This window comes from Aeromonas sp. s1(2024) (assembly GCF_040908005.1).
GTDB lineage: Bacteria > Pseudomonadota > Gammaproteobacteria > Enterobacterales > Aeromonadaceae > Aeromonas > Aeromonas caviae.
The window spans coordinates 23355-45303 of sequence record NZ_JBFOCW010000029.1 but is presented as its reverse complement, the minus strand read 5'-3'; the positions used below and the strand labels follow the sequence as shown (position 1 = coordinate 45303).

Here is a 21949-nt window from a genome sequence, read left to right as displayed (position 1 = left end):
CTGTCATGCGTCCCCCGCCTGGATGGGGAACTCCCTGCGCCAGGCCTCGAAACCGCCATCCAGGCTATAGACCTCGTCATAGCCCTGTTGCAGCAGGTACTGGGCCGCCCCCTGGCTGCTGTTGCCGTGATAGCACATCACGATGACGGGGGTATCGAAGTCCACCTCGTTCATAAAGCGAACCAGGGTGCCGTTGGTGAGGTGGAAGGCGCCGACCGCGTGGGCCGTCTCGAAGGATTGGGGATCGCGAATGTCCACGAGACGGGCTTCGCCTGCGCTCAGCTTCTGGTGGGCATCATGGGCGCTGATATGGGCAAACTGGTCCATTGAGATGTCCTGAAAATGGAGGGTTGAAGGGCAGTTTACCGCAAGCGGCGGTTTGCGCTAAGTGTGCAATGGGGGCGGCATCCAGGGGATCGCAATTTTCTTCAATATCGGGCCGCCCGGGCCGGGTAGGCTCGGGCTTCCCTCAATTGAACGAGCATCATCCATGGAATTCAGTCTGCTGTTATCCATGGCCGGGTTTGCCCTGGCCATGTCCATCTCCCCGGGGCCGGTCAATCTGGTCGCCCTTGGCACCGGCGCCCGGTACGGTTTCACGGCCAGCCTGCGCCACGTGGTGGGGGCCACCCTCGGCTTCATCCTGCTGCTCCTGCTGATGGGGCTGGGTCTTGGCGGCGCCCTGTCCCGCTGGCCTGTGGCGCTGGGGGCCATTCACTGGGGCGGCGTGCTCTTTCTCGGCTGGATGGCCTGGCAGTTGCTGGTGGACAGCGGCGAGGTGGAGGAAGTGGAGGGCGTACCCCCCGCTTTCTGGTACGGGGCCTTGATGCAGTGGCTCAATCCCAAGGCCTGGCTCGCCGCCAGCATGGGGATGGGAGCCTATGGGATCGCGGGCGGCATGAGCCAGATCGCCCTCTTTACCGGCATCTATCTGGTGATCTGCCTCGGCTCCATCGCCTGCTGGGCCTATGCGGGCAGCCGATTGCAGGGGTGGCTGGTCTCTCCCCGCCGGTTGCGCTGGTTCAATCGGGCCATGGCGCTCTTGCTGCTGCTCAGCGCCGCCTATCTGGTGCGCTCGTCCTGAGGGGCGAGCTGCGCTCTGTACTGGCCCGGGGTGGCGGCCACCCGGCGTTTGAACTGGCGCTGGAAGTGGGCCTGATCGGCAAAACCGCTGGCAAGGGCCACTTCCGCCAGGGGCTGCCCCTGGCGCAGCAGGGTGCGGGCGTGGCGAATGCGCTGATCGAGCAGGTAGGCGTGGGGCGTCATGCCGTAGTGGCGGCTGAAGGTACGCACGAAGTAGGAAGGGGTAAGCCCGGCCACCGCACTCAGCTGTGCCAGGGTGAGGGCGCAGGCACTCTCGTCCTGCATCAGCTCGGCGGCTTGCTGCAGGTGCCGGGGAGGGCGGTCATCCCACTTGGCCGGGGTGAGCCTGGCCAGAAGCTGGCGGCTGAAGAGGTGGCAGGCCACTTCGCGAGCCAGGGGATCCGGCTCCGCCACCAGTTGCCGATGAAGCCGGCAGAGCCCCTGGTAGAGCAGGGGATCCCGGCTTGCGGTCATGTCGAAGGGGCGAAACGCGTTGCCGAGCCCGGCCTCCTCCTGCTGGCGCTGCAACCAGAGGTTGTCGATGTAGAACATCAGATAGGACCAGGGCTGGTCAGCGACGGGATTGCAGGCGTGCACCTCTTCCGGGTTCATCAGCACCAGGCTGCCGCGGCCGACCTCTTGCAGGCTGCGCTGGTTGAGGTAGTGGCTGTGGCCGCCGGTGATGGCACCGATGGAGAAGTGGGGGTGGCTGTGCTTGTCATAGCAGACGCGCCGGCCATCCTGCACCGCCCGCGCCTCGATGAAGGGCAGGGCGGGATCGTGCCAGAAGTGGTGCTGATCCTGCGTCGCCCGCGCACGGCTCACAATGTGCTCCTCGGCGGGGGGCTGTTCCCCTGCCGGGCTCGGGGAGCGCGGCAGGGGAAGGGTGACGATGGTTGCTGCATCCTCAGCCGCCGAGATAGGCCTGGCGGACGGCGGGGTTGGCCAGCAGGGCCTCTCCCGTGTCTTGCAGCACCACCCGGCCGTTCTCCAGCACATAGCCGCGATCCGCCAGCTTGAGCGCCTGGTTCGCGTTCTGCTCCACCAGGAAGATGGTCATCCCCTTCTGGCGCAGTTGCTCTATGGTGTCGAAGATCTGCTGGATGACGATGGGCGCGAGTCCCAGGGAGGGTTCATCCAGCAGCAGCAGGCGCGGCTTGCTCATCAGGGCGCGGCCGATGGCCAGCATCTGCTGCTCGCCGCCGGACATGGTGCCTGCCCGCTGCTCCAGCCGCTCGTGCAGGCGGGGGAACAAGGTAAATATCTGATCCAGCAGGCCGCGCTGCTCCGCCTTGTCGACGAAGAAGGCCCCCATCAGCAGGTTCTCCTCCACCGTGAGGCGGGCGAAGATGCGGCGCCCCTCCGGCACCACGGCGATGTCCTTGCGCATGATGCGGGCGGTGGTGAGAGAGTCTATCTGCTCCCCCTCGAACCAGATGGAACCGCTGCTGGGCTTGGGCTCGCCACACAGGGTCATCAGCAGAGTGGTCTTGCCGGCGCCGTTGGCGCCGATCAGGGTGACGATTTCCCCCTCTTTCACCTCGACGCTGACGTCGTGCAGCGCCTGAATTTTGCCGTAGTGGGTCGATACGTTGCGAAGTTCTAACATCTTTTTGTCCTTACGACTCGCCCAGATAGGCCTTGATCACCGCCGGATTGCTGCGGATTTCGTCCGGTTTGCCGTGGGCCAGCGGGGTGCCCTGGTTGACCACGAAGATGCGGTTGGAGATCTCCATCACCAGCTTCATATCGTGCTCGATCAGCAGCACCGAGACCCCGAACTCGTCTCGCAGGTTGGAGATGAGCTCGTTGAGCTCGTCGGTCTCCTTGGGATTGAGACCTGCGGCCGGTTCATCGAGCATCAGCAGTTCGGGCCGGGTCGCCATGCAGCGGGCGATCTCGAGGCGGCGCTGCTGGCCGTAAGCCAGGTTGCCCGCGGCGCGGTTGGCGAGATCCTTGAGGCCCACCTTCTCCAGCCAGAAGGCGGACTGCTCCAGCCCCTCTTTCTCGGCGCGGCGGAAGGAGGGGGTCTTGAACAGGCCGGCGATGAAGCCGGTATTGAGATGCCTGTGCTGGGCCACCAGCAGGTTTTCCACCGCCGTCATCTCCTTGAACAGGCGCACGTGCTGGAAAGTCCGCACTATGCCCTTGCGGGCGATGAGGTGGCCGGGCAACCCCTGGATCTCCTCACCCTTGTAGCGAATGACACCGCCACTCGGGCGATAGAAGCCGGTCAGGCAGTTGAAGATGGTGGTCTTGCCCGCCCCGTTGGGGCCGATGATGGAGATCACCTCCCCCTTTTCCACATCCAGCTTGACGCCGTTGACTGCGAGCAGGCCGCCAAAGCGCATCGACAGATCTGAGACATCCAACAATGGTTGATTGTTGCTCATTTACGCAGCTCCATATGGGGTCGACTCATGGGCAGCAGTCCCTGCGGCCGCCAGATCATCATGAATACCATCAAGAGACCGAACATCAGCATGCGATATTCGTTGAACTCGCGGGCGAGCTCCGGCAGCACCGTCATCACGATGGCCGCCAGCACGACCCCGATCTGGGATCCCATGCCTCCCAGCACCACAATCGCAAGGACGATGGCCGACTCGATGAAGACGAAGGATTCCGGGCTGATGAAGCCCTGGCGCGAGGCGAAGAAGCTGCCGGCAAAACCCGCGAAGCAGGCGCCTATGGTGAAGGCGGTCAGCTTGATGATGGTGGGGTTGAGCCCCAGGGACTTGCAAGCGATCTCGTCTTCCCGCAGCGCCTCCCAGGCACGGCCGAGCGGCATGCGCAGCAGGCGGTTGATGACGAACAGGGTCGCCACTACCAGCACCAGGGCCATCAGGTAGAGGAAGATCACCTTGTGGTTGGCGTTGTAGGCGATGCCGAAGAAGTCGTGGAAGGTGCCAAAGCCCCCATCCTTGACGGTGCGGTTGAACTCGAGCCCCCCCAGGGTCGGTTTCGGAATGCCGGAGATCCCGTTCGGACCGCCGGTCAGGGTGGTCATGTTGTTGAGCAGGATGCGGATGATCTCGCCAAAGCCCAGGGTGACGATGGCCAGGTAGTCCCCCCGCAGCCGCAGCACCGGGAACCCGAGCAGGAAGCCGAAGGTGGCCGCCAGCAGACCGGCGATGGGCAGACACTCCCAGAAGCTCAGACCGAAGTAGGTGTTGAGCAGGGCGTAGCTGTAGGCGCCGACCGCATAGAAGCCGACGTAGCCGAGGTCGAGCAGACCGGCGAGGCCCACCACCACGTTCAGTCCCAGCCCCAGCATGATGTAAATCAGGGTGAGGGTGGCCAGATCGATGGCGCCGCGAGAGGCCATGAAGGGCCAGCTCACCGCAAACAGCAGCACCAGCACGGCGGTGAGGTTATAGAGCTTGGGGGCCTCTTCGGGGCTTGGCAGCACCAGCTTGGTGAAGCCGACGGAGAAGCCGCTGATGGAGGCCTGGAACAGCCGGCTTATCTGGCCGCGCAGCATCTGGAACCAGAAGACGATGGTGGCGCCCCCCAGCAGCCAGGCCAGCGATACATCGAGGCGGCTCACCACCAGCAGGCGGGAGCCATCGGTCTCCAGCTTGAAGCCGAGCAGCCAGAAGGAGAGCACCAGCAGCACCAGGCTGGCGATGCAGGCATGGATAAATTGACGTTTCATCAGACTTTCTCCACTTCCGGACGGCCGAGAATGCCAGTGATGGTCATGAACAGCAGCACGAGGGCATGCATAGATTGGTTTTTCATACCTTCTCGACCTCCGGACGACCCAGGATGCCGGTGGGCATGAAGAGCAACACGAAGATGAGCAGGGCGAACGCCATCACATCCTTGTACTCGGTGCTGAGATAGCCCGCGGTGAGCGCTTCCACCACGCCGAGCAGCAGGCCGCCCAGCACGGCGCCGGGAATGCTGCCGATGCCGCCCAATACCGCGGCGGTGAAGGCCTTCAAGCCCGCCATGAAGCCGAGATAGGGGTTGATGACACCGTAGTACATGCCGAGCAGCACCCCCGCGACGGCGGCCAGGGCGGCCCCCAGCACGAAGGTGATGGAGATGACCACGTGGGTGTCTATCCCTAACAGGTTGGCCATCTTGATGTCTTCGGAACAGGCTCGGCAGGCACGCCCCATGCGGGAGCGGCCGATGAACTGGGTCAACGCCAGCATGGTGACGAAGGTCACCACGAAGATGATGAGCTGCATGTAGGAGAGGCTGGCCTGGAAGCCATCCTCGCCGCCGAGGGTCCAGCCCCCGGAGATCAGAGTGGGCATGGCGATGTCACGCGAGCCCTGGGCCATCCGCATCATGTTCTGCAGGAAGATCGACATGCCGATGGCTGAGATGAGGGGGATCAGGCGGTTGCCGCCCCGCAGTGGACGATAGGCCACCCGTTCTATGGACCAGCCATAGCTGCCGGTGATGATGATGCTGACCAGGAAGGCGCCCCCCAGCAGCAGCACGGTGCTGTCGATGCCCATCATCATGAGCCCGGCCATCACCATGAAGGCGACATAGGAGCCGATCATGTAGACCTCGCCGTGGGCGAAGTTGATCATGCCGATGATGCCGTAGACCATGGTGTAGCCGATGGCGATCAACGCATAGGTGCTGCCTATGGTCAATCCGTTCAGCAACTGCTGAACCAGATAAAGAAGGTGTTCGGACATACCGCGTTCCCTGTGTACTTGCCCGCAAAGAAAGGAGGGGTGACTCACGTCACCCCGACCGGCAGATTATTTGAGTTGAGTGGAGGTACCGTCGGCGTGCCACTGGAAGACACCGAATTCGAAGCCTTTCAGGTCACCGTTCGGTGCCCAGGTCAGGGGGCCCATCACGGTGTCGATCGGTGCGGCCTTGATGGCGGCAGCGACGGCAGCCGGATCATCCTCGCCCGCCTTGGCGATACCGGCCGCCAGGGCCTGCATGGCGGCGTAGGTGGTCCACACGAACGGACCGGAGGAGTCCTGACCCTTGGCCTTGAACGCTTCTACGATGGGGGCGTTGGCCGGCACCAAGTCATATTTGTTTGGCAGGGTCACCAGCAGGCCTTCGGAAGCCGGGCCGCCGATGGCGGAGATGTCCTTGTTGCCCACGCCTTCCGGACCCATGAACTTGGCCTTCAGACCCTTCTCGCCAGCCTGGCGCAGGATCAGACCCAGCTCGGGGTGGTAGCCGCCGTAGTAGACGAAGTCGACGTTCTCTTTCTGCAGCTTGGCGATCAGGGCGGAGAAGTCCTTGTCGCCTGCGGTGATGCCCTCATAGGCAACGACCTTGACGCCGGCCTTGTCCAGCGCGGCTTTCACGCTGGAGGCGATGCCTTCACCGTACTGTTTCTTGTCGTGGATGACGGCCACGCGCTGGGGTTTGACCTGCTCGATGATGTACTTGGCAGCGGTCGGGCCCTGGTCGCTGTCCAGACCGATGGTACGCAGGGTCAGCTGGTAACCGCGCTCGGTGATCTTGGGGTTGGTGGAGGCGGGGGTGACCATCAGGACCCCTTCATCTTCATAGATGTCGGAGGCGGGCAGGGTGTTGTCGGAGCAGAGGTGGCCGACCACGAACTTGACGCCGTCGTTGATCACCTTGTTGGCGATGGCCACGGCCTGCTTGGGATCGCAGGCATCGTCATAGATGACGGCTTCGATCTGCTTGCCCTTGATGCCGCCCGCCTTGTTGATCTGCTCGACCGCCATCTTGCCGCCGGTGAACTGCATGTCACCGTACTGGGCGACCGGGCCGGTCAGGGGGCCGGCGATGCCGATCTTGATGGTGTCGGCCGCATTGGCCATGGAAACTGATCCAAACAGAGCCAAAGAAACCGCTGCTCTGACTGCCATTTTGCTGAAGTTATGCATTGATTCGTCCCTTAATCAGTGAATTGTTTCATTTTATGCACGTCATTCCGAGCCTGTGTCCCGCCAGCCCGGCGATAGATAAGGTTCTATCATTCCTCGCCGGGCAATAACAAGATGTTAAAGATACTAACCGGAGCAGGCGCGAGAGGGGTTTTGTGAAACTAACACGCAGTTTATTGCTGTTTATTGGAGTTTAATGTCGCCGCGATGGTGCAACATACAGATAACAAATTGTCATGGTGACAATTTCCAGAGTAAAAAACTGACGATATTTCATTCTGCGTCCGCTCTCATTTTGACCAAAATCCGTTTGCGCAAAAAGAAATGACCGCATAGATTAGCCAGCATTGATAATTCACTGGCAGCGCCCGTTAAAACCAAGCCTTTATTCGGGAAATCTGCTACTGTTCCGCCTTTGTTATTCAGGAGACAGAGATGGCAACTATCAAGGATGTCGCCTCGCGCGCAGGCGTATCCATCTCCACCGTCTCACATGTACTCAATCACACCCGTCGGGTCAGCGAAGACGCAACCCAGAAAGTGCTTGAGGCGGTGGCAGAGCTGAACTACGCGCCCAACTCGGTGGCGCGCAGTCTCAAGATCAATTCGACCAAGACCATTGGCATGCTGGTGACCACCAGTGCCAACCCCTTCTTCGCGGAAGTGGTACAGGGGGTGGAAGCCTACTGCTTCGAGCAGGGTTACAGCCTGATCCTGTGCAACACCGAGAACCAGCCGCCACGCCAGCAGCACTATCTGCGCATGCTGATGGAGAAGCGGGTCGACGGTCTGCTGGTGCTGGGGACCGATATCGACACCCAGTTCAGGGACATGCTGCGTATCCACAAAAACGTGCCGCAAGTGGTGCTGGACTGGGGCAACGAGTGCGATTTCGCCAACGTGATCAACGACAACGCCCGCATCGGCGCGCGTCTGGCGGTGCGTCATCTGCTGGAGCAGGGCCACACCAACATCGTCTGCATCACCGGCCATCTCGCCAAGCCGACTACCCAGCAACGGCTGGACGGGGTGCGCGATGCCTTGGCTGAACAGGGGATGACCCTGAAAGAAGAGCAGATCTTCGAAGGGGACTACGAGAGCCAGAGCGGCTTCGATGCCATGCAGCGCATCCTGGCCCTCACCCCTCGCCCGACCGCGGTCTTTGCCTTCGACGATCCCATGGCCATCGGTGCCATCTGCGCCGCCTGGGAGGCCGGGGTCAAGGTGCCGGACGATATCTCCATGATCGGCTATGACGACGTGGAGATGGCGCGCTTCTCCAGCCCGCCGCTCACCACCATCCGCCACCCCAAGGCCGAGCTCGGTCTGCTGGCGGTGCAGCAACTGGTGAGCCGGATCCGCAACAAGGAGCTGGAAGTGGAGTCCATGACGGTGCAGCCCGAGCTCATTGTCCGCCGCTCGGTCAAGTCCCTGCGCTGACGGCGCCACGGGTGCCATGAACAAGAAACCCCCTCGCCAGCGAGGGGGTTTCTGTTTTTGGGCCCCTCTCGTATCTGGGGCGTCAGGCCTTGAGGCCGAGCCGCCTGGCGAGGCGGTGCAGGTTGCCGCCGTCCAGATCCAGCGCCCGGGCGGTGGCGGCCCAGTTGCCGTCATGGGCCGTCAGGGTCTGCTCGATGAGCTGGCGCTGGAACAGATCGGTGGCGGCGCGCAGGCCCAGGCCGGCAATGGCCGGAGAGGCGGGCTGGCTGACGGTGTCGGCGGGAAGGGATGAGCCCGTCGGTCCCAGGTTGAAGTGGTGGGGTTTCAGGGTCGGCGAGGGGCTGCCCTGTTCGGCCCTGGCCAGCACGGCGGCGCGGTGGATGGCGTGCTCCAGCTCCCGCACGTTGCCGGGCCAGTCGTGGCGCTCGAGCAGTTGCAGCGCCTGTGGCTGGATACGCAGCTGCTCCAGCCCCAGGCCGAGCCGGCAGCGCTCGCAAAAGTAACCGGCCAGCAGGGGAATGTCGCCCGGACGTTCCCGCAGTGCCGGGGCGTGGATCGGGAAGACGCTCAGCCGGTGGTAGAGGTCGGCCCGAAACTGCCCCTCGACCACCGCCTGTTTCAGATCCCGGTTGGTGGCCGCCAGGATGCGCACATTCACCTTGAGCGGGGTGTCGTCACCGATCCGCTGCAGATCGCCGTATTGCAGCACCCGCAGCAGCTTGGCCTGCAGCGCCAGGGAGAGCTCCCCTATCTCGTCGAGAAACAGAGTGCCCTTGTCCGCGAGCTCGAACTTGCCCGCCCGATTGTGGATGGCGCCGGTGAAGGCCCCCTTCACGTGGCCGAACAGCTCGCTCTCGGCCACGGATTCGGGCAGGGCGGCGCAGTTGAGGTAGACCAGGGGGGCATGGGCGCGGGGCGAGCCGCCATGCACCGCCTTGGCGATCAGCTCCTTGCCGACCCCGGTCTCCCCCAAAATCAGCACATTCAGCTCGGAGCTTGCCACCACGTCTATCTCGTGGCGCAACCGGGCCATGGCGGGGGAGCGGCCAATCATCTCGGGCTGGCCCGGCCCATTCTGGGTGGAGGGAGCGAGGGGTTCGCTGCTCTGGCGGGCGAGCCGCTCCAGCAGCAGGGCGTTGTCGAGGGCGGCGGCGGCCAGAGCCCCCACCAGCCGCAGCTCCTCGTCGCTGATGCCGTCGAACTGGGTCGGGTTCATGCCGTCTATGGTCAGGGCGCCGATCAGCGCCTGATCCGAGAAGAGCGGCAGGCCGACGCAGGCGTGTACCTTGAAGTCGTCGTGATCCGGCAGCAGGCCGTCATAGGGGTCGGGCAGGGCGCTGTCGGCAGGGAAGCGCACCACATCCCCGGCGCGGGCGATGGCCTCGAGGCGCGGGTGATCCTTGACGGCGAAGCGGCGCCCCAGCACGTCCTGCATCAGGCCGTCGATGGCCAGCGGGATGAACTGGCCCCCCTCGTAGCGCAGCAGGGCCGAGGCATCCGAGTTCAGCAGGCTGCGCACGCTCTGGATCAGGCGGTGGAAGCGGTCCTGATGGGAGATGCCGAGTTGCAGGTCGAGGGCGATGCGCGCCAGGCTGTCGGTCGAGATCACGATAATTGTCCAAATGACAGTATGTTTGTGATTTTGACTATAAAGGTGTGGTGTCTTAATGACAACGAGTGATATGCGAAGCCATTAAAAACAATGGTTTACAATTTGGCACGTCCGCTGCAATAGCTGGTTCAGTCGAACATACACTATTGCATTCGAGGAACTCCTGATGAGCATTCACGTCAAGAACAACATCCACTGGGTCGGCCAACGGGACTGGGAGGTACGCGACTTCCACGGCACCGAGTACAAGACCCACAAGGGCACCAGCTACAACAGCTACCTCATCCGCGAAGGGAAAAACGTGCTGATCGACACCGTCGATCACAAGTTCAGCCGGGAGTTCGTGCAGAACCTGGCGGCCGAGATCGATCTCGCCGCCATCGACTACGTGGTGATCAACCACGCCGAGGAGGATCACGCCGGCGCCCTGACCGAGCTGATGACCCGCATTCCCGGCACCCCCATCTACTGCACCCACAACGCCATCGACTCCATCACCGGCCATCATCACCACCCGGAGTGGAACTTCCACCCGGTAAAGACCGGTGACAGCCTGGACATCGGCAACGGCAAGCAGCTGGTGTTCATCGAGACCCCCATGCTGCACTGGCCCGACAGCATGATGACCTACATGACCGAGGACGCGGTGCTCTTCTCCAACGACGCCTTCGGCCAGCACTACTGCGACGAACACCTGTTCAACGACGAGGTGGATCAGAGCGAGCTGATGGAGCAGTGCCAGCGCTACTACGCCAACATCCTCACCCCCTTCAGCCCCCTGGTGACCGCCAAGATCAAGGAGGTGCTGGGCTTCAACCTGCCAGTGAGCATGGTGGCCACCTCCCACGGCATCGTCTGGCGCGAGGACCCCACCCAGATCATCCTGAAATACCTGGAGTGGGCCGACCACTATCAGGAAGACCGCATCACCTTGTTCTACGACTCCATGTCCAACAACACCCGCATGATGGCCGACGCCATCGCCCAGGGCATCCACGAGGTGGACCCGGGCGTGGCGGTGAAGATCTACAACGTGGCCCGCCACGACAAGAACGAGATCCTGACCCAGGTGTTCCGCTCCAAGGGGATACTGGTGGGCTCCTCCACCATGAACAACGTCATGATGCCCAAGGTGGCGGGCATGCTCGAGGAGATCACCGGTCTGCGTTTTCGCAACAAGCGTGCCTCGGCCTTCGGCAGCTACGGCTGGACCGGCGGTGCGGTGGACCGGATCCAGACCCGATTGATGGACGCAGGCTTTGACATCAGCATCTCCCTCAAGGCCAAGTGGCGCCCGGATGGTTCGGCGCTGGCCGAATGCCGCGAGCATGGCCGCCAGCTCGCCCGTCAGTGGGCGTTGCACCCGCTGGACGCACCCCGCCCGATCACCACAACCCAGGTAACCGTGACGCCCGTCCCCGCGATGCCTGCTGTTGAGCCGCAAGCCGCAGCGGCCGCCGCCGAATGGGACGATGACCAGGCCATGCTCTGCACCGTCTGCCAGTGGGTCTATGACCCGGCCCAGGGCGAGCCGGATCAGCTGGTGGCGCCGGGCACCCCCTGGGCCCAGGTGCCGGACAGTTTCCTTTGCCCCGGCTGCGGCATCGGCAAGGAGGTATTCGAACCCTGCTCCGTGGAGGCCTGTGTATGAGCGCGGCAATTCAAACTGACGCTGGCATCAGCCGGGAGATAGTGGTGATCGGCAGCGGCTTCGCTGCCCAGCAGCTGGTCAAGAGCCTGCGCAAGCTGGATGCCGAGCAGCCCATCCGCCTCATCACCGCCGACAGCGGTGACGAGTACAACAAGCCCGACTTGAGCCACGTGGTGAGTCGGGGCTGCCCTGCCGCGGCTATGACCCGCCAGAGCGGCAGCGATTTTGCCGAGCAGCAGCGCATCGCGCTGCTGCCCCACTGCCCGGTGCATGGCATCGACCCTGCCCGGCGGTTGGTGCTGACCGAACGAGGGGAATTCCCCTACGGCCAGCTGGTGCTGGCCACCGGGGCGAGCGCGGCGCGCCCCGATCTGCCGGGCAGCGAATCCCTGGTCACCCTCAACAGCCAGCAGGAGTTCGCCGCCATCGAGGCGCAACTGCGCCAGGCCCGCCGCATCCTGGTGCTGGGGGCGGGGCTCATCGGCTGCGAGCTGGCGATGGACATGGCGAGCGCAGGAAAAGAGGTGACGCTGGTGGATCTGGCCGACAGCCCCTTAAGCGCCCTGCTGCCCGCCACTCTGACCCAGCCGCTGCAACAGGCGCTGCGCAGCCAGGGGGTCAGCCTGCAGTTCGGGACAGGTCTCGCCAGGATAGATGCCCAGCCGGGGGATGGCTGGCGCGTCACCCTGAGTGACGGGCGCGTCAGCGAGCAGGATCTGGTGATCGCCGCGATCGGCCTGCGGCCGAATCTGGCCCTGGCCCGGGGGGCCGGGCTGGCAGTGGAGCGCGGCATCCTGGTCGATGATCGGCTGCAGACCAGCGATCCCCACATCTTCGCCCTGGGGGATTGCGTGCAGTGGCAAGGTCAGTTGCTCCCCTTCCTGCAACCCATCGTGCTGGGGGCCAATGCGCTGGCGCGCACCCTGCTCGGCACACCGACCCCGCTGACCCTGCCGCCCATGCTGGTGAAGGTGAAGACGCCGCGCTACCCGCTGCAACTGGCCGGTCGCACCCGGGGCGAGGATCTCGCCTGGCAGTGCCGCTGGAACAGCCACGGCATGGTGGCCGAGGCCCGCGACCAAGCAGGCGATCTGTGCGGCTTCGTGGTGGGTGGAGATCAGATGAGCGCCGCCTTCCCGCTGCTGCGTCAGCTGCCCCGTTAACCCCTTTCATTGCACCGGCCGGGTCGACCCGGCCACTCGAGGAGAACCGATATGGCCATGCAACTGATCCCGTCTCACTGGGTGGTGCGCCGCTCCACTCCCTTCTTTACCCGCGAGAATGTGCCCCAGGCCCTGCTCACCCATCACAACACCGCGGCCGGGGTGTTCGGCCAGCTCTGCGTGATGGAGGGCACCGTCACCTATCACGGCTTTGCCGATGAGCAGGCCGAAGAGCCTGAGGTGAGCCTGGTGATCCGGGCCGGGGAGTTTGCCACCAGCCCGCCTCGATACTGGCACAGGGTCGAGTTGTCGGAGGATGCCCGCTTCAACATCCACTTCTGGGCCGAGCAGGCCGAATCCGACCAGCCGCTGTTCCACAGCCGCAAGGCATAAGGCTCAATCGCGGGCAGGGGCACTGGCCCGAATCTCCCCCTGTGCCTATGCAGATCAAAATAATCAACTCAGATGTTGGTTATCCTTGCCGCCAGATCGGGTGTACGCAGTGGAGGATGCATGAGCGTGATTGAGGCGATGACCATGGTGGCCGGACTGGTCTATCTGGTCCTGTTGGTGTTGAAAACGGGGCCGGGCTGGTCATCTCGACTCTCCCTCGGAGTGCTGGTCATTGCCTGGCTGGCGGCGGCAGATGTCAGCCTCTGGCTTGGCCTGGGGCTGGTGGTCGGCAGTCTCAGCCTGCTTCATCGCATCCAGCCCTTCCCCGCACTGGACGAGCTGGGCAGTCAGCCGCTGCGGGAGTGGGCGCGTCATCTGCTGCTGCTCTGCTGGTTGCTGGTGTCGGTGCAATATGGGGTCTATATCTGGCTGCTGGCACGGGGGACGGTTCCCTGGCTGGTGCGCCCCGACGTGGTGGACGGTTTCCTGCCCATCGCCGGTGGTCTCGGGCTGCGGGCCTGGCTCGGGCAGGGGCTGACGGACCCCCATCACCCGGCGGCCACCGTCACCGTGCTGGTGCTCTCCCTGTCGGCCCTGCTGCTGGGTCGGGCGTTCTGCGCCTGGTTCTGCCCGCTCGGGCTGGTGGGGGAGTGGCTGCACGGCCTGCGCTCGCGCCTGTTGCCGGGGGAGTGGACCCCGCCGCGCTGGCTCGATGCCGTGTTGCGCGGCCAGAAGTTTCTGGTGCTCGGTTTTCTGCTCTTCATCATATTGCTGGCGGTACCCGCCGCCGCCCTGTCCGGCTACCTCGCCAGCCCCTACCATCAGGCAGCGGACATGAAGATGGGGGCCTTCTTCTTCAACCTGACCCTGATCTCGGGCCTGTGCCTTGGCTGGGTGCTGCTGCTCACCGCCACCTTTCGGCAAGGGTTCTGTCGCTATCTCTGCCCCTATGGCGCCTGGTTCGCCCTGCTCGGCCTGCTGACCCCATTGCGCATTCGCCGCGACCCGGCCCGCTGCCTGCGAAGCCTGGGCCACGACTGCGACAAGTGCAGCCGGGCCTGCCCCTCGCGCATCCAGGTACACCAGCTTATCGCGGTGCGCAGTCTCGAGTGCACCAGTTGCCAGAGCTGCGTGGCCGCCTGCCCCAAGCGGGCCGATGCCCTGCATCTTGGCACGCAAGGGCAGCGACTCGCCCCCCGCCAACTGCTGGGGCTGCTCTGTCTGTTGCTGCTGGTGTTGCCGCTGCTCTCCTATGGCTTGCTGGATCTCTGGGTCAGCCAGACACCGATCCCTGACCGCTACGAGCTGTTGCAGCGGCTGCCCTGGCTGAGCCACTGAGGGGGGAAAGGGCAAAAGGTGGATGATGGGAGGATCTTTCGGATTGGCGATAATAAGCTGTATAAAAATCCCCCGCCAAATTGTTAGCGCCATCCCACTTTGCTCATATTGCAATTGATCATATAGCGCTCCCCACCATAATGGGTGCTGTTATTTGGCGTTGTTAATTTCAATTGGATGAGCAACAACATGAATATCAAGGTCAGCTATCCCAAGTGGTTTACCCTGGACCATAAGATCGCGTTCTTCTTCCCGCTGTAATTCCCCGCGGCGGCGCAGCATGCCTGCCATGCCACAAGCCCGCCTCCATTCCTGAACTGAAATAGCTGCACCTGTCTTCGCCTGTTTATTCTGGCGAGGCGATGTCGTGCATCCATTTCCCAATATTTCCCACCTGCCGGACATTCTATTTTCGGCGGGGGAAGAGACTCATTTTGAATATTTAAATCTGGGGTGTTTATATTATGGAAAACTTCAAGCATCTGCCCGAACCCTTCCGTATTCGTGTCATCGAGCCGGTCAAGCGCACCACCCGTGCCTATCGGGAAGAGGCCATTGTCCGGGCGGGCATGAACCCCTTCCTGCTGGACAGCGAAGACGTCTTCATCGACCTGCTGACCGACAGCGGCACCGGCGCCATCACTCAGGACATGCAGGCCGCCATGCTGCGCGGTGACGAGGCCTACAGCGGCAGCCGCAGCTACTATGCCCTGCAACAGGCGGTGCAGGAGATCTTCGGCTACTCCCTGACCATCCCCACTCACCAGGGGCGCGGCGCCGAGCAGATTTACATCCCCGTGCTCATCAAGAAGCGGGAGCAGGAGAAGGGGCTGGATCGCAAGAAGATGGTGGCCCTCTCCAACTACTTCTTCGACACCACCCAGGGCCACACCCAGATCAACTGCTGCGTGGCGAAGAACGTCTACACCAGGGAGGCGTTCGATACCTCGGTCACCGCCGACTTCAAAGGCAACTTCGATCTGGTGAAGCTGGAAGAGGCCATCCTGGAGGCGGGCCCCGCCAACGTGCCCTACATCGTCAGCACCATCACCTGCAACTCCGCCGGGGGGCAGCCGGTCTCCATTGCCAACCTGAAGGCGGTGTACGAGATCGCCAGAAAGTACGACATCCCCGTCATCATGGACTCCGCCCGCTTCGCCGAGAACGCCTACTTCATCCAGCAGCGGGAGCCCGGCTACGCGAACTGGACCATCGAGGAGATCACCAGAGAGTCCTACAAGTACGCGGACGGCCTCGCCATGTCGGCGAAGAAGGATGCCATGGTGCAGATGGGGGGGCTGCTGTGCTTCAAGGATGACAGCATGCTGGACGTCTACACCGAGTGCCGCACCCTGTGCGTGGTGCAGGAGGGCTTCCCGACCTATGGCGGCCTGGAAGGGGGCGCCATGGAGCGCCTGGCGGTGGGCCTGCGGGACGGCATGCGCCAGGACTGGCTGGCCTATCGCATCGGCCAGGTGCAGTACCTGGTGGACGGGCTGGAGGCCATCGGCGTGGTGTGCCAGCAGGCAGGGGGCCATGCGGCCTTCGTGGATGCGGGCAAGCTGCTGCCCCACATCCCGGCGGATCAGTTCCCGGCCCACGCCCTGGCCTGCGAGCTCTACAAGGTCGCCGGCATCCGGGCGGTGGAGATAGGTTCCCTGCTGCTGGGGCGCGACCCCGCCACCGGCAAGCAGCACCCCTGCCCGGCGGAGCTGCTGCGCCTGACCATCCCCCGTGCCACCTATACCCAGACCCACATGGACTTTGTCATCGAGGCCTTCGGCGAGGTGAAGAAGAACGCCCACCGGGTGAAGGGGCTGGACTTCATTTACGAGCCGGCCGTGCTGCGCCACTTCACCGCCAGACTGAAAGAGGTCGAGCATAACGACTCGTCAGCCGGCAAGACGCAGAAAAAATTGATAGAAGCATAACGAGTCAGGGGCACAGATTTTTCTGTGCCCTTTTTTTTCACTGCTCTGTGAAAGATTTGGAGTGACACACATGACATCAACACCGTCCGTCATTGGAGGGGCCTGCATCATTGCCAGCGTCTGTGTCGGTGCCGGCATGCTGGGGCTGCCGAGCGCGGGAGCCGGGGCCTGGACCAGCTGGTCAACCCTCGCCATCATTCTTACCATGGTCGTCATGACGGTTTCAGGCTGGATGCTGCTGGAAGCCCTGAAACCCTACGCATTGACTGCCTCCTTCAACTCGGTGACCAAGGATCTGCTCGGTCGCAGGATCAATCTCTTCAACAACCTCACCGTCTATTTCGTGGGCGGCATTTTGCTCTATGCCTACATCACCTCGTCGGGTCTCATCCTGGGCGGCCTGCTGGGCATCAATAGCCAGCTGGCCTCGGTGTTGTTCGTGCTGGTGTTCTCCTGGTTCGTCTGGCATTCGACCCGGGCGGTGGACAGGATTTCGGTCGTCCTGATCGTTTTTATGGTGCTGAGCTTCGTGTTCGGGGTCTCCGGGCTTGCCAGCAAGGTCGACACCGCCAAGCTGTTCAACTCCTTTGCCGAGGAGCTGGGCCGCGCCCCTTACGCCCTGGCCATGTTGCCGGTGGCGCTCACCTCGTTTGGCTACCACCACTCGGTGGCATCGATGCGCGCCTATTACGGCGAGGAGCAGAAAGCCAGGCAGGCGATCCTGGGGGGGACCCTGATCGCCCTGGCGCTCTATCTGCTGTGGCTGCTCAGCATCTTCGGCAACCTGCCTCGTCCCGCCTTCGGCCCCGTCATCGCCAAGGGGGGTGACGTGGATGTGCTGCTGGGGGCGCTGGCCTCGGTGATCGAGTCCAGGCAGGTCTCCCAGGCCATCAACCTCTTCTCCATGGCGGCCATCCTCTCCTCCTTCATCGGGGTGGGGCTCGGGGTGTTCGACTATCTGGCGGATCTGTTCCGGTTCGACAACAGTCGCCGGGGGCGGGCCAAATCCTGGGCGGTGACCTTCCTGCCCCCCCTGGCGCTCTCCCTGATGTTCCCGTTCGGCTTCGTGGTGGCCATCGGCTATGCCGGGGCCGCGGCGACCGTCTGGGCCTGCATCATCCCGGCCCTGCTGGCGAAGAAGTCCCGGGAGCTGGCCCCGGACGAGGCGGGGTTCAAGGCCCCCGGTGGCCAGCCCATGGTGGTGGCCGTCATCGTCTTCGGGGTGCTTACCGCCATCTTCCACCTGATGGCCATGGCGGGTCTGCTGCCCGTCTACACCGGCTGATCCTGGTGTGCTGAACCTGGCCCCATCCCGAACATATTCCACGGATGGGGCGCAGGATCCGGCCCGTTTCCCCCCATTTCCCCTCCGGATTTGATACCCGAAGGCATGCAGGGTAAAGTCCCCCGGCGCCAGCAGTGGCGAACGCAGGAGAAGCACGGCGGTGTGCCGTGACCAGTCGACAATCCGTTTGGGGGAGTAATGGAACAGAAACCATCGTTGGTGGGCGGGGCATGCATCATTGCCGGCGTCTGTGTGGGGGCCGGCATGCTGGGGCTGCCGAGTGCGGGGGCGGGCGCCTGGACCCTCTGGTCCATGCTCGCGGTGGCACTGACCATGGTGGTGATGACGGTCTCCGGCTGGATGCTGCTGGAGTCCTATCGGGGCTATCCCCTGCGCGTCTCCTTCGATACCGTGACCCGGGATCTGCTGGGGGAGAAGGTCAACGCCCTCAACAATCTCAGCGTTTATTTCGTCGGCGGCATCCTGCTCTATGCCTACATCACCTCGGCCGGTCTCATCATCAACGGCATGACGGGGATGGGCAGCCAGTGGGCGTCCGTGCTCTTTACCCTGGCCTTCTCCCTGCTGGTGTGGCACTCCACCCGGGCGGTGGACCGCATCTCGGTGTTGCTGGTGATCCTGATGGGGCTGAGCTTTGCCTTCGGCATCTCGGGCCTGTCGATGAACGTGCGCCTCGATCTGCTGCTCGACCGGGTGGGCAGCGAAGTGAGCTACGCCCCCTATGCCCTGGTGATGCTGCCGGTGGCGCTCACCTCGTTCGGCTACCACCATTCGGTCTCCTCCATGCGCGCCTACTACGGTGAAGAGCGCCGTGCCAGCCGCGCCATTCTGGGGGGCACCCTGATCGCGCTCGCGTTTTACCTCATCTGGCTGGTGAGCGTCTTTGGCAACCTGCCCCGCAGCGAGTTCGGCCCGGTGATCGCAGAGGGGGGCAACGTGGATGCCCTGCTCAAGGCTCTCGGTTCGGTGATCGAGTCCAAGGCGGTGGCCAGCGCCCTCAACGCCTTCTCCATGGCGGCCATCCTCTCCTCCTTCATCGGGGTGGGGCTCGGGGTGTTCGACTACCTGGCGGATCTGTTCAAGTTCGACAACAGCCGGGGTGGCCGCGCCAAGTCCTGGGCGGTGACCTTCCTGCCGCCCCTGGTGCTCTCCTTGCTGTTCCCGTTCGGCTTCCTGGTGGCCATCGGCTATGCGGGCGCCGTGGCGACCCTGTGGACCTGCATCATCCCGCCCCTGCTGGCCTGGAAGGTGCGGGCGGCCCGGCGCGAAGAAGGTGGCGAGGGTTTCCGCGCCCCCGGCGGCCTCTTCATGATCGTCCTGGTGATCCTGTTCGGCGTGCTGACCGCCGCCTTCCACCTGCTCAACATGGTGGACCTGCTGCCCGCCTACAAGGGCTGAGCCGTTACCCGGGTCGCAGTGCCAGCACACAATGACAAAGAAGGAGCCTCATGGGCTCCTTCTTGCTTGTCACACAGGCAATATTGGCGTCGGTTACTGAATGCCGACCGACAGGGAGTGGGGGACCTTGGCGCCTTTACGGGCGGTGGCGCGCATCTGGTAGACCTGGATCAGGTACTTGCCCGACTTGGGCAGGGTGCCTTGCCATTTTGTGTCCACGTTGCCGCCGCCCAGTGCCTCGGCCTGACCCGGGATGGCGCCCGGCGCGAAGACGTTGAAGTTGGCATTGGTGCTGCCGGTGATGGCGACCGTCATGGTCTGGCCTTCTTTGGCGCCCAGGGTGTAGTTGATGGTGTCATAACCGGAGAAGGTGCCGTCAACCTTGGCGCTGTGCGCGCCTTTGGCGAAGTGCACCGGCACCGTGGTCACCTTGTCTGCCGCCTGAACCGAGGCCGCCATCATCATGGCCAGCAAGGCGGCCGTTACTGCTTTTTTCATTATCTATTGCTCCTGTGATCGGGCCCTGGCACGGGCCTCGAGGGGAAGATATGCCGGAACGATGACGCGACTCCATCGAAATGATGGGGCGGTCGGAGTGGGGGATGTTGCAAGATTTGGGGTATGCACAGACGGACATGGTGCCTTTTGGCCGCAAGCCAGATGAACACAAGGTCGATGGGGTTTTATATGGCGAGTTCCCTGATACAGGGGGCGTTTTTGTCAACGTGGTGTTGACGAACAGGGTGCCCGCTGCGGCCATGACTCTGCGACAGAATTGATCGCCCCGGGTCTCCTGCATGGTCAGGGCGCGGGAGGGCTTGCGGAAAAAGAGGACGTCATGGCTGGCTGGTGCCCTCAGCCGCCATGGCCTGCTGCTCATAGCGCGCTACCGTGCCGTCCTGCTTCATTTGCCGGATCACGCCGGCAAGGGGGGCCAGCAGATCCTGATGCCGTTCGTGCAGATAGACGTAAGAATCGGCCAGCTCCATCACCCCGGCGGAGTAGATGCCGGCATAGCCCGGGTCCTGGCGCGTCAGGGCGGCCAGGGTCTGGCTGGCAATCAGGGTCTGCTCCACATAGAGGTCACTGCGCCCCTTGAGCAGCTTGCCCATCCCCTGCTCGGCGGTGGCGATGGCAAAGAGCCGGTCCGGTGCCACCACCTTGCCCAGCATCATCTCCGGCAGCTTGGCGCCACGGCGAAACTCGACCCGATAACCGGTGCCCTGCAGGCTGTGCCACCCCTGCAGCTGGATCCCGGGCTGGTGGGCATAGGCCTGATAGGAGACGGCGAAATGGGGCTCGGGCACGCGCTGGAGGGTGCGGGTCTGCTGCTGGTAGCTGGCGGCGCGGTGGATCTCGCCATCGACCTGTCCCTGCTCTGCCAGCAGGGGGGCCCGTCCCCCGGGGTAGCCCTGGTACTGGAATGCATAGCCCAGGCGGGCGAACGCATCCCGATAGATGAGATCGAGCCAGCGACCATAGGGGGACTCCCTGGTTTCAAGGGAGCTCACCAGTGTGATGTTGCCCCTGCCTTGCGCCCCCCATACCTGGAAGGCCAGCAGCAAGAGCAGTGAAAGAGCGAAGAAGCGGTATCCTGAAACCTGCGCCATGGTGTCCCTGTCAGAGCGGTGGTTGCAAAGGGTGACAGTCCTATCCTAGCCCAGGGGGTTGCCCGGTCCAGCGCTTTCTGCCGCCCGCCCGTGGATACCCTCCGGGCCGCCTCCCGTCCCGCCTTGCCCGAATGAACGCCAACCAAGGGAGATAGCCAGCGTCGCTCACAGGCTGGCGAAATCCACTTCGGGCAGGGTTTCGAAGCCGGGGCGGGCAAACAGATAGCCCTGCATCAGGCTGACGCCCATCTCCCGCAGGCAGGCCATCTCGTCGCGGGTCTCGACCCCTTCCGCCAGCGGGGTGATCTGCAACTCCGTGAACAGCGCCAGACAGTGGCGAACGATGGCCTGACGGATCGGGTCCTGATCGATGCCGCGCAGCAGGTGCATATCGAGTTTGATGATGTCGGGGCGAAAATCGGCCAGCAGGCTCAGGCCCGAGTAACCGGCGCCAAAGTCGTCGATCGCCGTCTTGAAGCCAAGGGCCTGATAGTGATCCACGATGCCGCGAATATGGCGGTTGTCCTGCACCTGCTCCACCTCGGTGAACTCGAACATGATCTGTTCGATGGGAAAGAGATGCTCGCGCGCCGCCTGCAATGTGGTGCGGATGCAGCGCTCCGGGCGATAGACCGCATTGGGCAGGAAGTTGATGCTCAGCATGCCCCGCATATCGAGGCGGGCGGCCAGCGCGATGGCCTTGATCCGGCACAGCTGATCGAAGCGGTAGCGGTTGTCGTCGTTGACCCGATCAATCACGCTCTGCGCTGGCTCGTTGTTGAGCCCCCGCACCAGCGCCTCGTAGCCGAAGAGGGTGCGCTGGCTGCAATCGACGATGGGCTGGAAGGCCATGGTGAAATCGAAGTCGAGATCCACCTGCTCATGACACTGCTGGCAGAGGGGGGAGGACGGGGCGGCAGGTATGTCCATGACGTTCCTTTCAAGGCGTGGGGTCGCGAGAGATTGCCTCAAAGGATAACAGCTCATATCTCGCCGGCAGAGGTTATTCATTGGAGCTGGCGGGTATCGGGTAGAGGATTGTGTGGCAAAGTCGGGGCCATGATGGATTCGACAATGACCGATCAATACCAAGCAGCATACCCCGTAGGCCTCCGTCGCCCCGTAGGTTCGATTAGCGCAGCGTCATCGGACGAACGAGAGGTGTTGAT

Annotated in this window: 22 protein-coding genes; 11 read left to right on the top strand and 11 right to left on the bottom strand. The window is 63.3% G+C overall.

Going from position 1 to position 21949, the window contains the following annotated elements:
• Positions 1-3: 3 nt before the first annotated feature.
• The gene (gene glpE / locus AB5Y70_RS07370) at positions 4-327 is read right to left on the bottom strand and encodes a thiosulfate sulfurtransferase GlpE (RefSeq protein ID WP_005307320.1); all 324 of its coding nucleotides are present in this window, start codon (positions 325-327) and stop codon (positions 4-6) included.
• 163 nt (positions 328-490) lie between these two features.
• Here glpE and AB5Y70_RS07365 point away from each other — a divergent pair, with 163 nt between their 5' ends.
• The gene (locus AB5Y70_RS07365) at positions 491-1084 is read left to right on the top strand and encodes a LysE family translocator (protein WP_010672378.1); all 594 of its coding nucleotides are present in this window, start codon (positions 491-493) and stop codon (positions 1082-1084) included.
• Here the strand turns inward: AB5Y70_RS07365 and AB5Y70_RS07360 are convergent.
• From AB5Y70_RS07360 to AB5Y70_RS07335, 6 genes are all read right to left on the bottom strand, one after another.
• The gene (locus tag AB5Y70_RS07360; protein WP_049636364.1) at positions 1063-1908 is read right to left on the bottom strand and encodes an AraC family transcriptional regulator; all 846 of its coding nucleotides are present in this window, start codon (positions 1906-1908) and stop codon (positions 1063-1065) included. The two genes, AB5Y70_RS07365 and AB5Y70_RS07360, sit on opposite strands and share 22 nt — an antisense overlap.
• An 82-nt stretch (positions 1909-1990) precedes the next feature.
• Positions 1991-2692: an ABC transporter ATP-binding protein gene (locus AB5Y70_RS07355; RefSeq protein WP_010672380.1), complete on the bottom strand. Its 702-nt coding sequence runs from the start codon at positions 2690-2692 to the stop codon at positions 1991-1993.
• Between the two features lie 10 nt (positions 2693-2702).
• The gene (gene livG, locus AB5Y70_RS07350; protein ID WP_010672381.1) at positions 2703-3476 is read right to left on the bottom strand and encodes a high-affinity branched-chain amino acid ABC transporter ATP-binding protein LivG; all 774 of its coding nucleotides are present in this window, start codon (positions 3474-3476) and stop codon (positions 2703-2705) included.
• Positions 3473-4741, bottom strand: a complete 1269-nt coding sequence (locus AB5Y70_RS07345) for a high-affinity branched-chain amino acid ABC transporter permease LivM (RefSeq protein WP_039041002.1) — start codon at positions 4739-4741, stop codon at positions 3473-3475. Before AB5Y70_RS07345 ends, livG begins: the two co-directional genes overlap by 4 nt.
• 82 nt (positions 4742-4823) lie before the next feature.
• Positions 4824-5750, bottom strand: a complete 927-nt coding sequence (gene livH, locus AB5Y70_RS07340) for a high-affinity branched-chain amino acid ABC transporter permease LivH (protein ID WP_010672383.1) — start codon at positions 5748-5750, stop codon at positions 4824-4826.
• Between the two features lie 66 nt (positions 5751-5816).
• Positions 5817-6938, bottom strand: coding sequence for a branched-chain amino acid ABC transporter substrate-binding protein (locus tag AB5Y70_RS07335; protein WP_039041003.1), 1122 nt, complete (start codon positions 6936-6938; stop codon positions 5817-5819).
• Positions 6939-7373: 435 nt separating this feature from the next.
• Between AB5Y70_RS07335 and AB5Y70_RS07330 the strand changes: the two genes are divergently transcribed.
• On the top strand, positions 7374-8378 hold the full coding sequence (locus tag AB5Y70_RS07330) for a substrate-binding domain-containing protein (RefSeq protein ID WP_010672385.1): 1005 nt from the start codon (positions 7374-7376) through the stop codon (positions 8376-8378).
• An 82-nt stretch (positions 8379-8460) separates the two neighbouring features.
• On the opposite strand, the gene norR is transcribed toward AB5Y70_RS07330, so the two are convergent.
• Entirely contained in the window at positions 8461-9987 is a 1527-nt protein-coding gene (norR, locus tag AB5Y70_RS07325) for a nitric oxide reductase transcriptional regulator NorR (protein WP_049636365.1), read from the bottom strand.
• Between the two features lie 169 nt (positions 9988-10156).
• Between norR and norV the strand changes: the two genes are divergently transcribed.
• The 8 genes from norV to AB5Y70_RS07285 all read left to right on the top strand — a co-directional run bounded on the left by norV (position 10157) and on the right by AB5Y70_RS07285 (position 19170).
• A complete protein-coding gene (gene norV, locus AB5Y70_RS07320) occupies positions 10157-11641 on the top strand; it encodes an anaerobic nitric oxide reductase flavorubredoxin (protein WP_049636366.1) in 1485 nt (494 codons plus the stop codon).
• Positions 11638-12804 (top strand): NADH:flavorubredoxin reductase NorW, encoded by a 1167-nt coding sequence (gene norW / locus AB5Y70_RS07315; RefSeq protein WP_049636367.1) that lies wholly within the window; start codon positions 11638-11640, stop codon positions 12802-12804. The genes norV and norW overlap by 4 nt, the downstream gene beginning before the upstream one ends.
• A gap of 51 nt (positions 12805-12855) precedes the next feature.
• Positions 12856-13197 carry a DUF1971 domain-containing protein gene (locus tag AB5Y70_RS07310; RefSeq protein WP_049636368.1) on the top strand — a complete coding sequence of 114 codons (342 nt, stop codon included), beginning with the start codon at positions 12856-12858 and terminating at the stop codon, positions 13195-13197.
• 120 nt (positions 13198-13317) lie between these two features.
• Positions 13318-14535 (top strand): 4Fe-4S binding protein, encoded by a 1218-nt coding sequence (locus AB5Y70_RS07305; RefSeq protein ID WP_102948970.1) that lies wholly within the window; start codon positions 13318-13320, stop codon positions 14533-14535.
• A 177-nt stretch (positions 14536-14712) separates the two neighbouring features.
• Complete coding sequence (gene tnaC / locus AB5Y70_RS07300; RefSeq protein WP_069652909.1) at positions 14713-14796, top strand: tryptophanase leader peptide; 84 nt, start codon at positions 14713-14715, stop codon at positions 14794-14796.
• Positions 14797-14999: 203 nt separating this feature from the next.
• Positions 15000-16466, top strand: coding sequence for a tryptophanase (gene tnaA, locus AB5Y70_RS07295; protein ID WP_049636370.1), 1467 nt, complete (start codon positions 15000-15002; stop codon positions 16464-16466).
• 70 nt (positions 16467-16536) lie between these two features.
• On the top strand, positions 16537-17751 hold the full coding sequence (locus AB5Y70_RS07290; protein WP_045522579.1) for an aromatic amino acid transporter: 1215 nt from the start codon (positions 16537-16539) through the stop codon (positions 17749-17751).
• Positions 17752-17949: 198 nt separating this feature from the next.
• Entirely contained in the window at positions 17950-19170 is a 1221-nt protein-coding gene (locus AB5Y70_RS07285; RefSeq protein ID WP_049636371.1) for an aromatic amino acid transporter, read from the top strand.
• 93 nt (positions 19171-19263) lie between these two features.
• Here AB5Y70_RS07285 and AB5Y70_RS07280 read toward each other — a convergent pair whose 3' ends face one another.
• On the bottom strand, positions 19264-19668 hold the full coding sequence (locus AB5Y70_RS07280) for a hypothetical protein (RefSeq protein WP_010672394.1): 405 nt from the start codon (positions 19666-19668) through the stop codon (positions 19264-19266).
• A 104-nt stretch (positions 19669-19772) separates the two neighbouring features.
• On the opposite strand from AB5Y70_RS07280, the gene AB5Y70_RS07275 reads away from it, so the two are divergent.
• Positions 19773-19949 (top strand): hypothetical protein, encoded by a 177-nt coding sequence (locus AB5Y70_RS07275; protein ID WP_154670450.1) that lies wholly within the window; start codon positions 19773-19775, stop codon positions 19947-19949.
• Positions 19950-20006: 57 nt separating this feature from the next.
• Here the strand turns inward: AB5Y70_RS07275 and AB5Y70_RS07270 are convergent, their stop codons facing one another.
• Together AB5Y70_RS07270 and AB5Y70_RS07265 are read right to left on the bottom strand one after the other, a co-directional pair.
• Positions 20007-20780 carry a hypothetical protein gene (locus tag AB5Y70_RS07270; RefSeq protein ID WP_049636373.1) on the bottom strand — a complete coding sequence of 258 codons (774 nt, stop codon included), beginning with the start codon at positions 20778-20780 and terminating at the stop codon, positions 20007-20009.
• A gap of 165 nt (positions 20781-20945) precedes the next feature.
• Complete coding sequence (locus AB5Y70_RS07265; RefSeq protein ID WP_049636374.1) at positions 20946-21710, bottom strand: EAL domain-containing protein; 765 nt, start codon at positions 21708-21710, stop codon at positions 20946-20948.
• Positions 21711-21949: the final 239 nt, after the last annotated feature.

What these genes read in the sequence shown, in the direction of transcription:
- AB5Y70_RS07305 (WP_102948970.1), top strand. Translation starts at nt 13,318, where the DNA reads ATGAGCGTGATTGAGGCGATGACCATGGTGGCCGGACTGGTCTATCTG.
- norW (WP_049636367.1), top strand. Translation starts at nt 11,638, where the DNA reads ATGAGCGCGGCAATTCAAACTGACGCTGGCATCAGCCGGGAGATAGTG.
- norV (WP_049636366.1), top strand. Translation starts at nt 10,157, where the DNA reads ATGAGCATTCACGTCAAGAACAACATCCACTGGGTCGGCCAACGGGAC.
- glpE (WP_005307320.1), bottom strand. Translation starts at nt 327, where the DNA reads ATGGACCAGTTTGCCCATATCAGCGCCCATGATGCCCACCAGAAGCTG.
- AB5Y70_RS07275 (WP_154670450.1), top strand. Translation starts at nt 19,773, where the DNA reads ATGTTGCAAGATTTGGGGTATGCACAGACGGACATGGTGCCTTTTGGC.
- AB5Y70_RS07270 (WP_049636373.1), bottom strand. Translation starts at nt 20,780, where the DNA reads ATGGCGCAGGTTTCAGGATACCGCTTCTTCGCTCTTTCACTGCTCTTG.
- AB5Y70_RS07330 (WP_010672385.1), top strand. Translation starts at nt 7,374, where the DNA reads ATGGCAACTATCAAGGATGTCGCCTCGCGCGCAGGCGTATCCATCTCC.
- AB5Y70_RS07365 (WP_010672378.1), top strand. Translation starts at nt 491, where the DNA reads ATGGAATTCAGTCTGCTGTTATCCATGGCCGGGTTTGCCCTGGCCATG.
- AB5Y70_RS07345 (WP_039041002.1), bottom strand. Translation starts at nt 4,741, where the DNA reads ATGAAACGTCAATTTATCCATGCCTGCATCGCCAGCCTGGTGCTGCTG.
- tnaC (WP_069652909.1), top strand. Translation starts at nt 14,713, where the DNA reads ATGAGCAACAACATGAATATCAAGGTCAGCTATCCCAAGTGGTTTACC.
- AB5Y70_RS07290 (WP_045522579.1), top strand. Translation starts at nt 16,537, where the DNA reads ATGACATCAACACCGTCCGTCATTGGAGGGGCCTGCATCATTGCCAGC.
- AB5Y70_RS07355 (WP_010672380.1), bottom strand. Translation starts at nt 2,692, where the DNA reads ATGTTAGAACTTCGCAACGTATCGACCCACTACGGCAAAATTCAGGCG.
- AB5Y70_RS07310 (WP_049636368.1), top strand. Translation starts at nt 12,856, where the DNA reads ATGGCCATGCAACTGATCCCGTCTCACTGGGTGGTGCGCCGCTCCACT.
- AB5Y70_RS07335 (WP_039041003.1), bottom strand. Translation starts at nt 6,938, where the DNA reads ATGCATAACTTCAGCAAAATGGCAGTCAGAGCAGCGGTTTCTTTGGCT.
- tnaA (WP_049636370.1), top strand. Translation starts at nt 15,000, where the DNA reads ATGGAAAACTTCAAGCATCTGCCCGAACCCTTCCGTATTCGTGTCATC.
- livG (WP_010672381.1), bottom strand. Translation starts at nt 3,476, where the DNA reads ATGAGCAACAATCAACCATTGTTGGATGTCTCAGATCTGTCGATGCGC.
- livH (WP_010672383.1), bottom strand. Translation starts at nt 5,750, where the DNA reads ATGTCCGAACACCTTCTTTATCTGGTTCAGCAGTTGCTGAACGGATTG.
- AB5Y70_RS07280 (WP_010672394.1), bottom strand. Translation starts at nt 19,668, where the DNA reads ATGAAAAAAGCAGTAACGGCCGCCTTGCTGGCCATGATGATGGCGGCC.
- AB5Y70_RS07285 (WP_049636371.1), top strand. Translation starts at nt 17,950, where the DNA reads ATGGAACAGAAACCATCGTTGGTGGGCGGGGCATGCATCATTGCCGGC.
- AB5Y70_RS07265 (WP_049636374.1), bottom strand. Translation starts at nt 21,710, where the DNA reads ATGGACATACCTGCCGCCCCGTCCTCCCCCCTCTGCCAGCAGTGTCAT.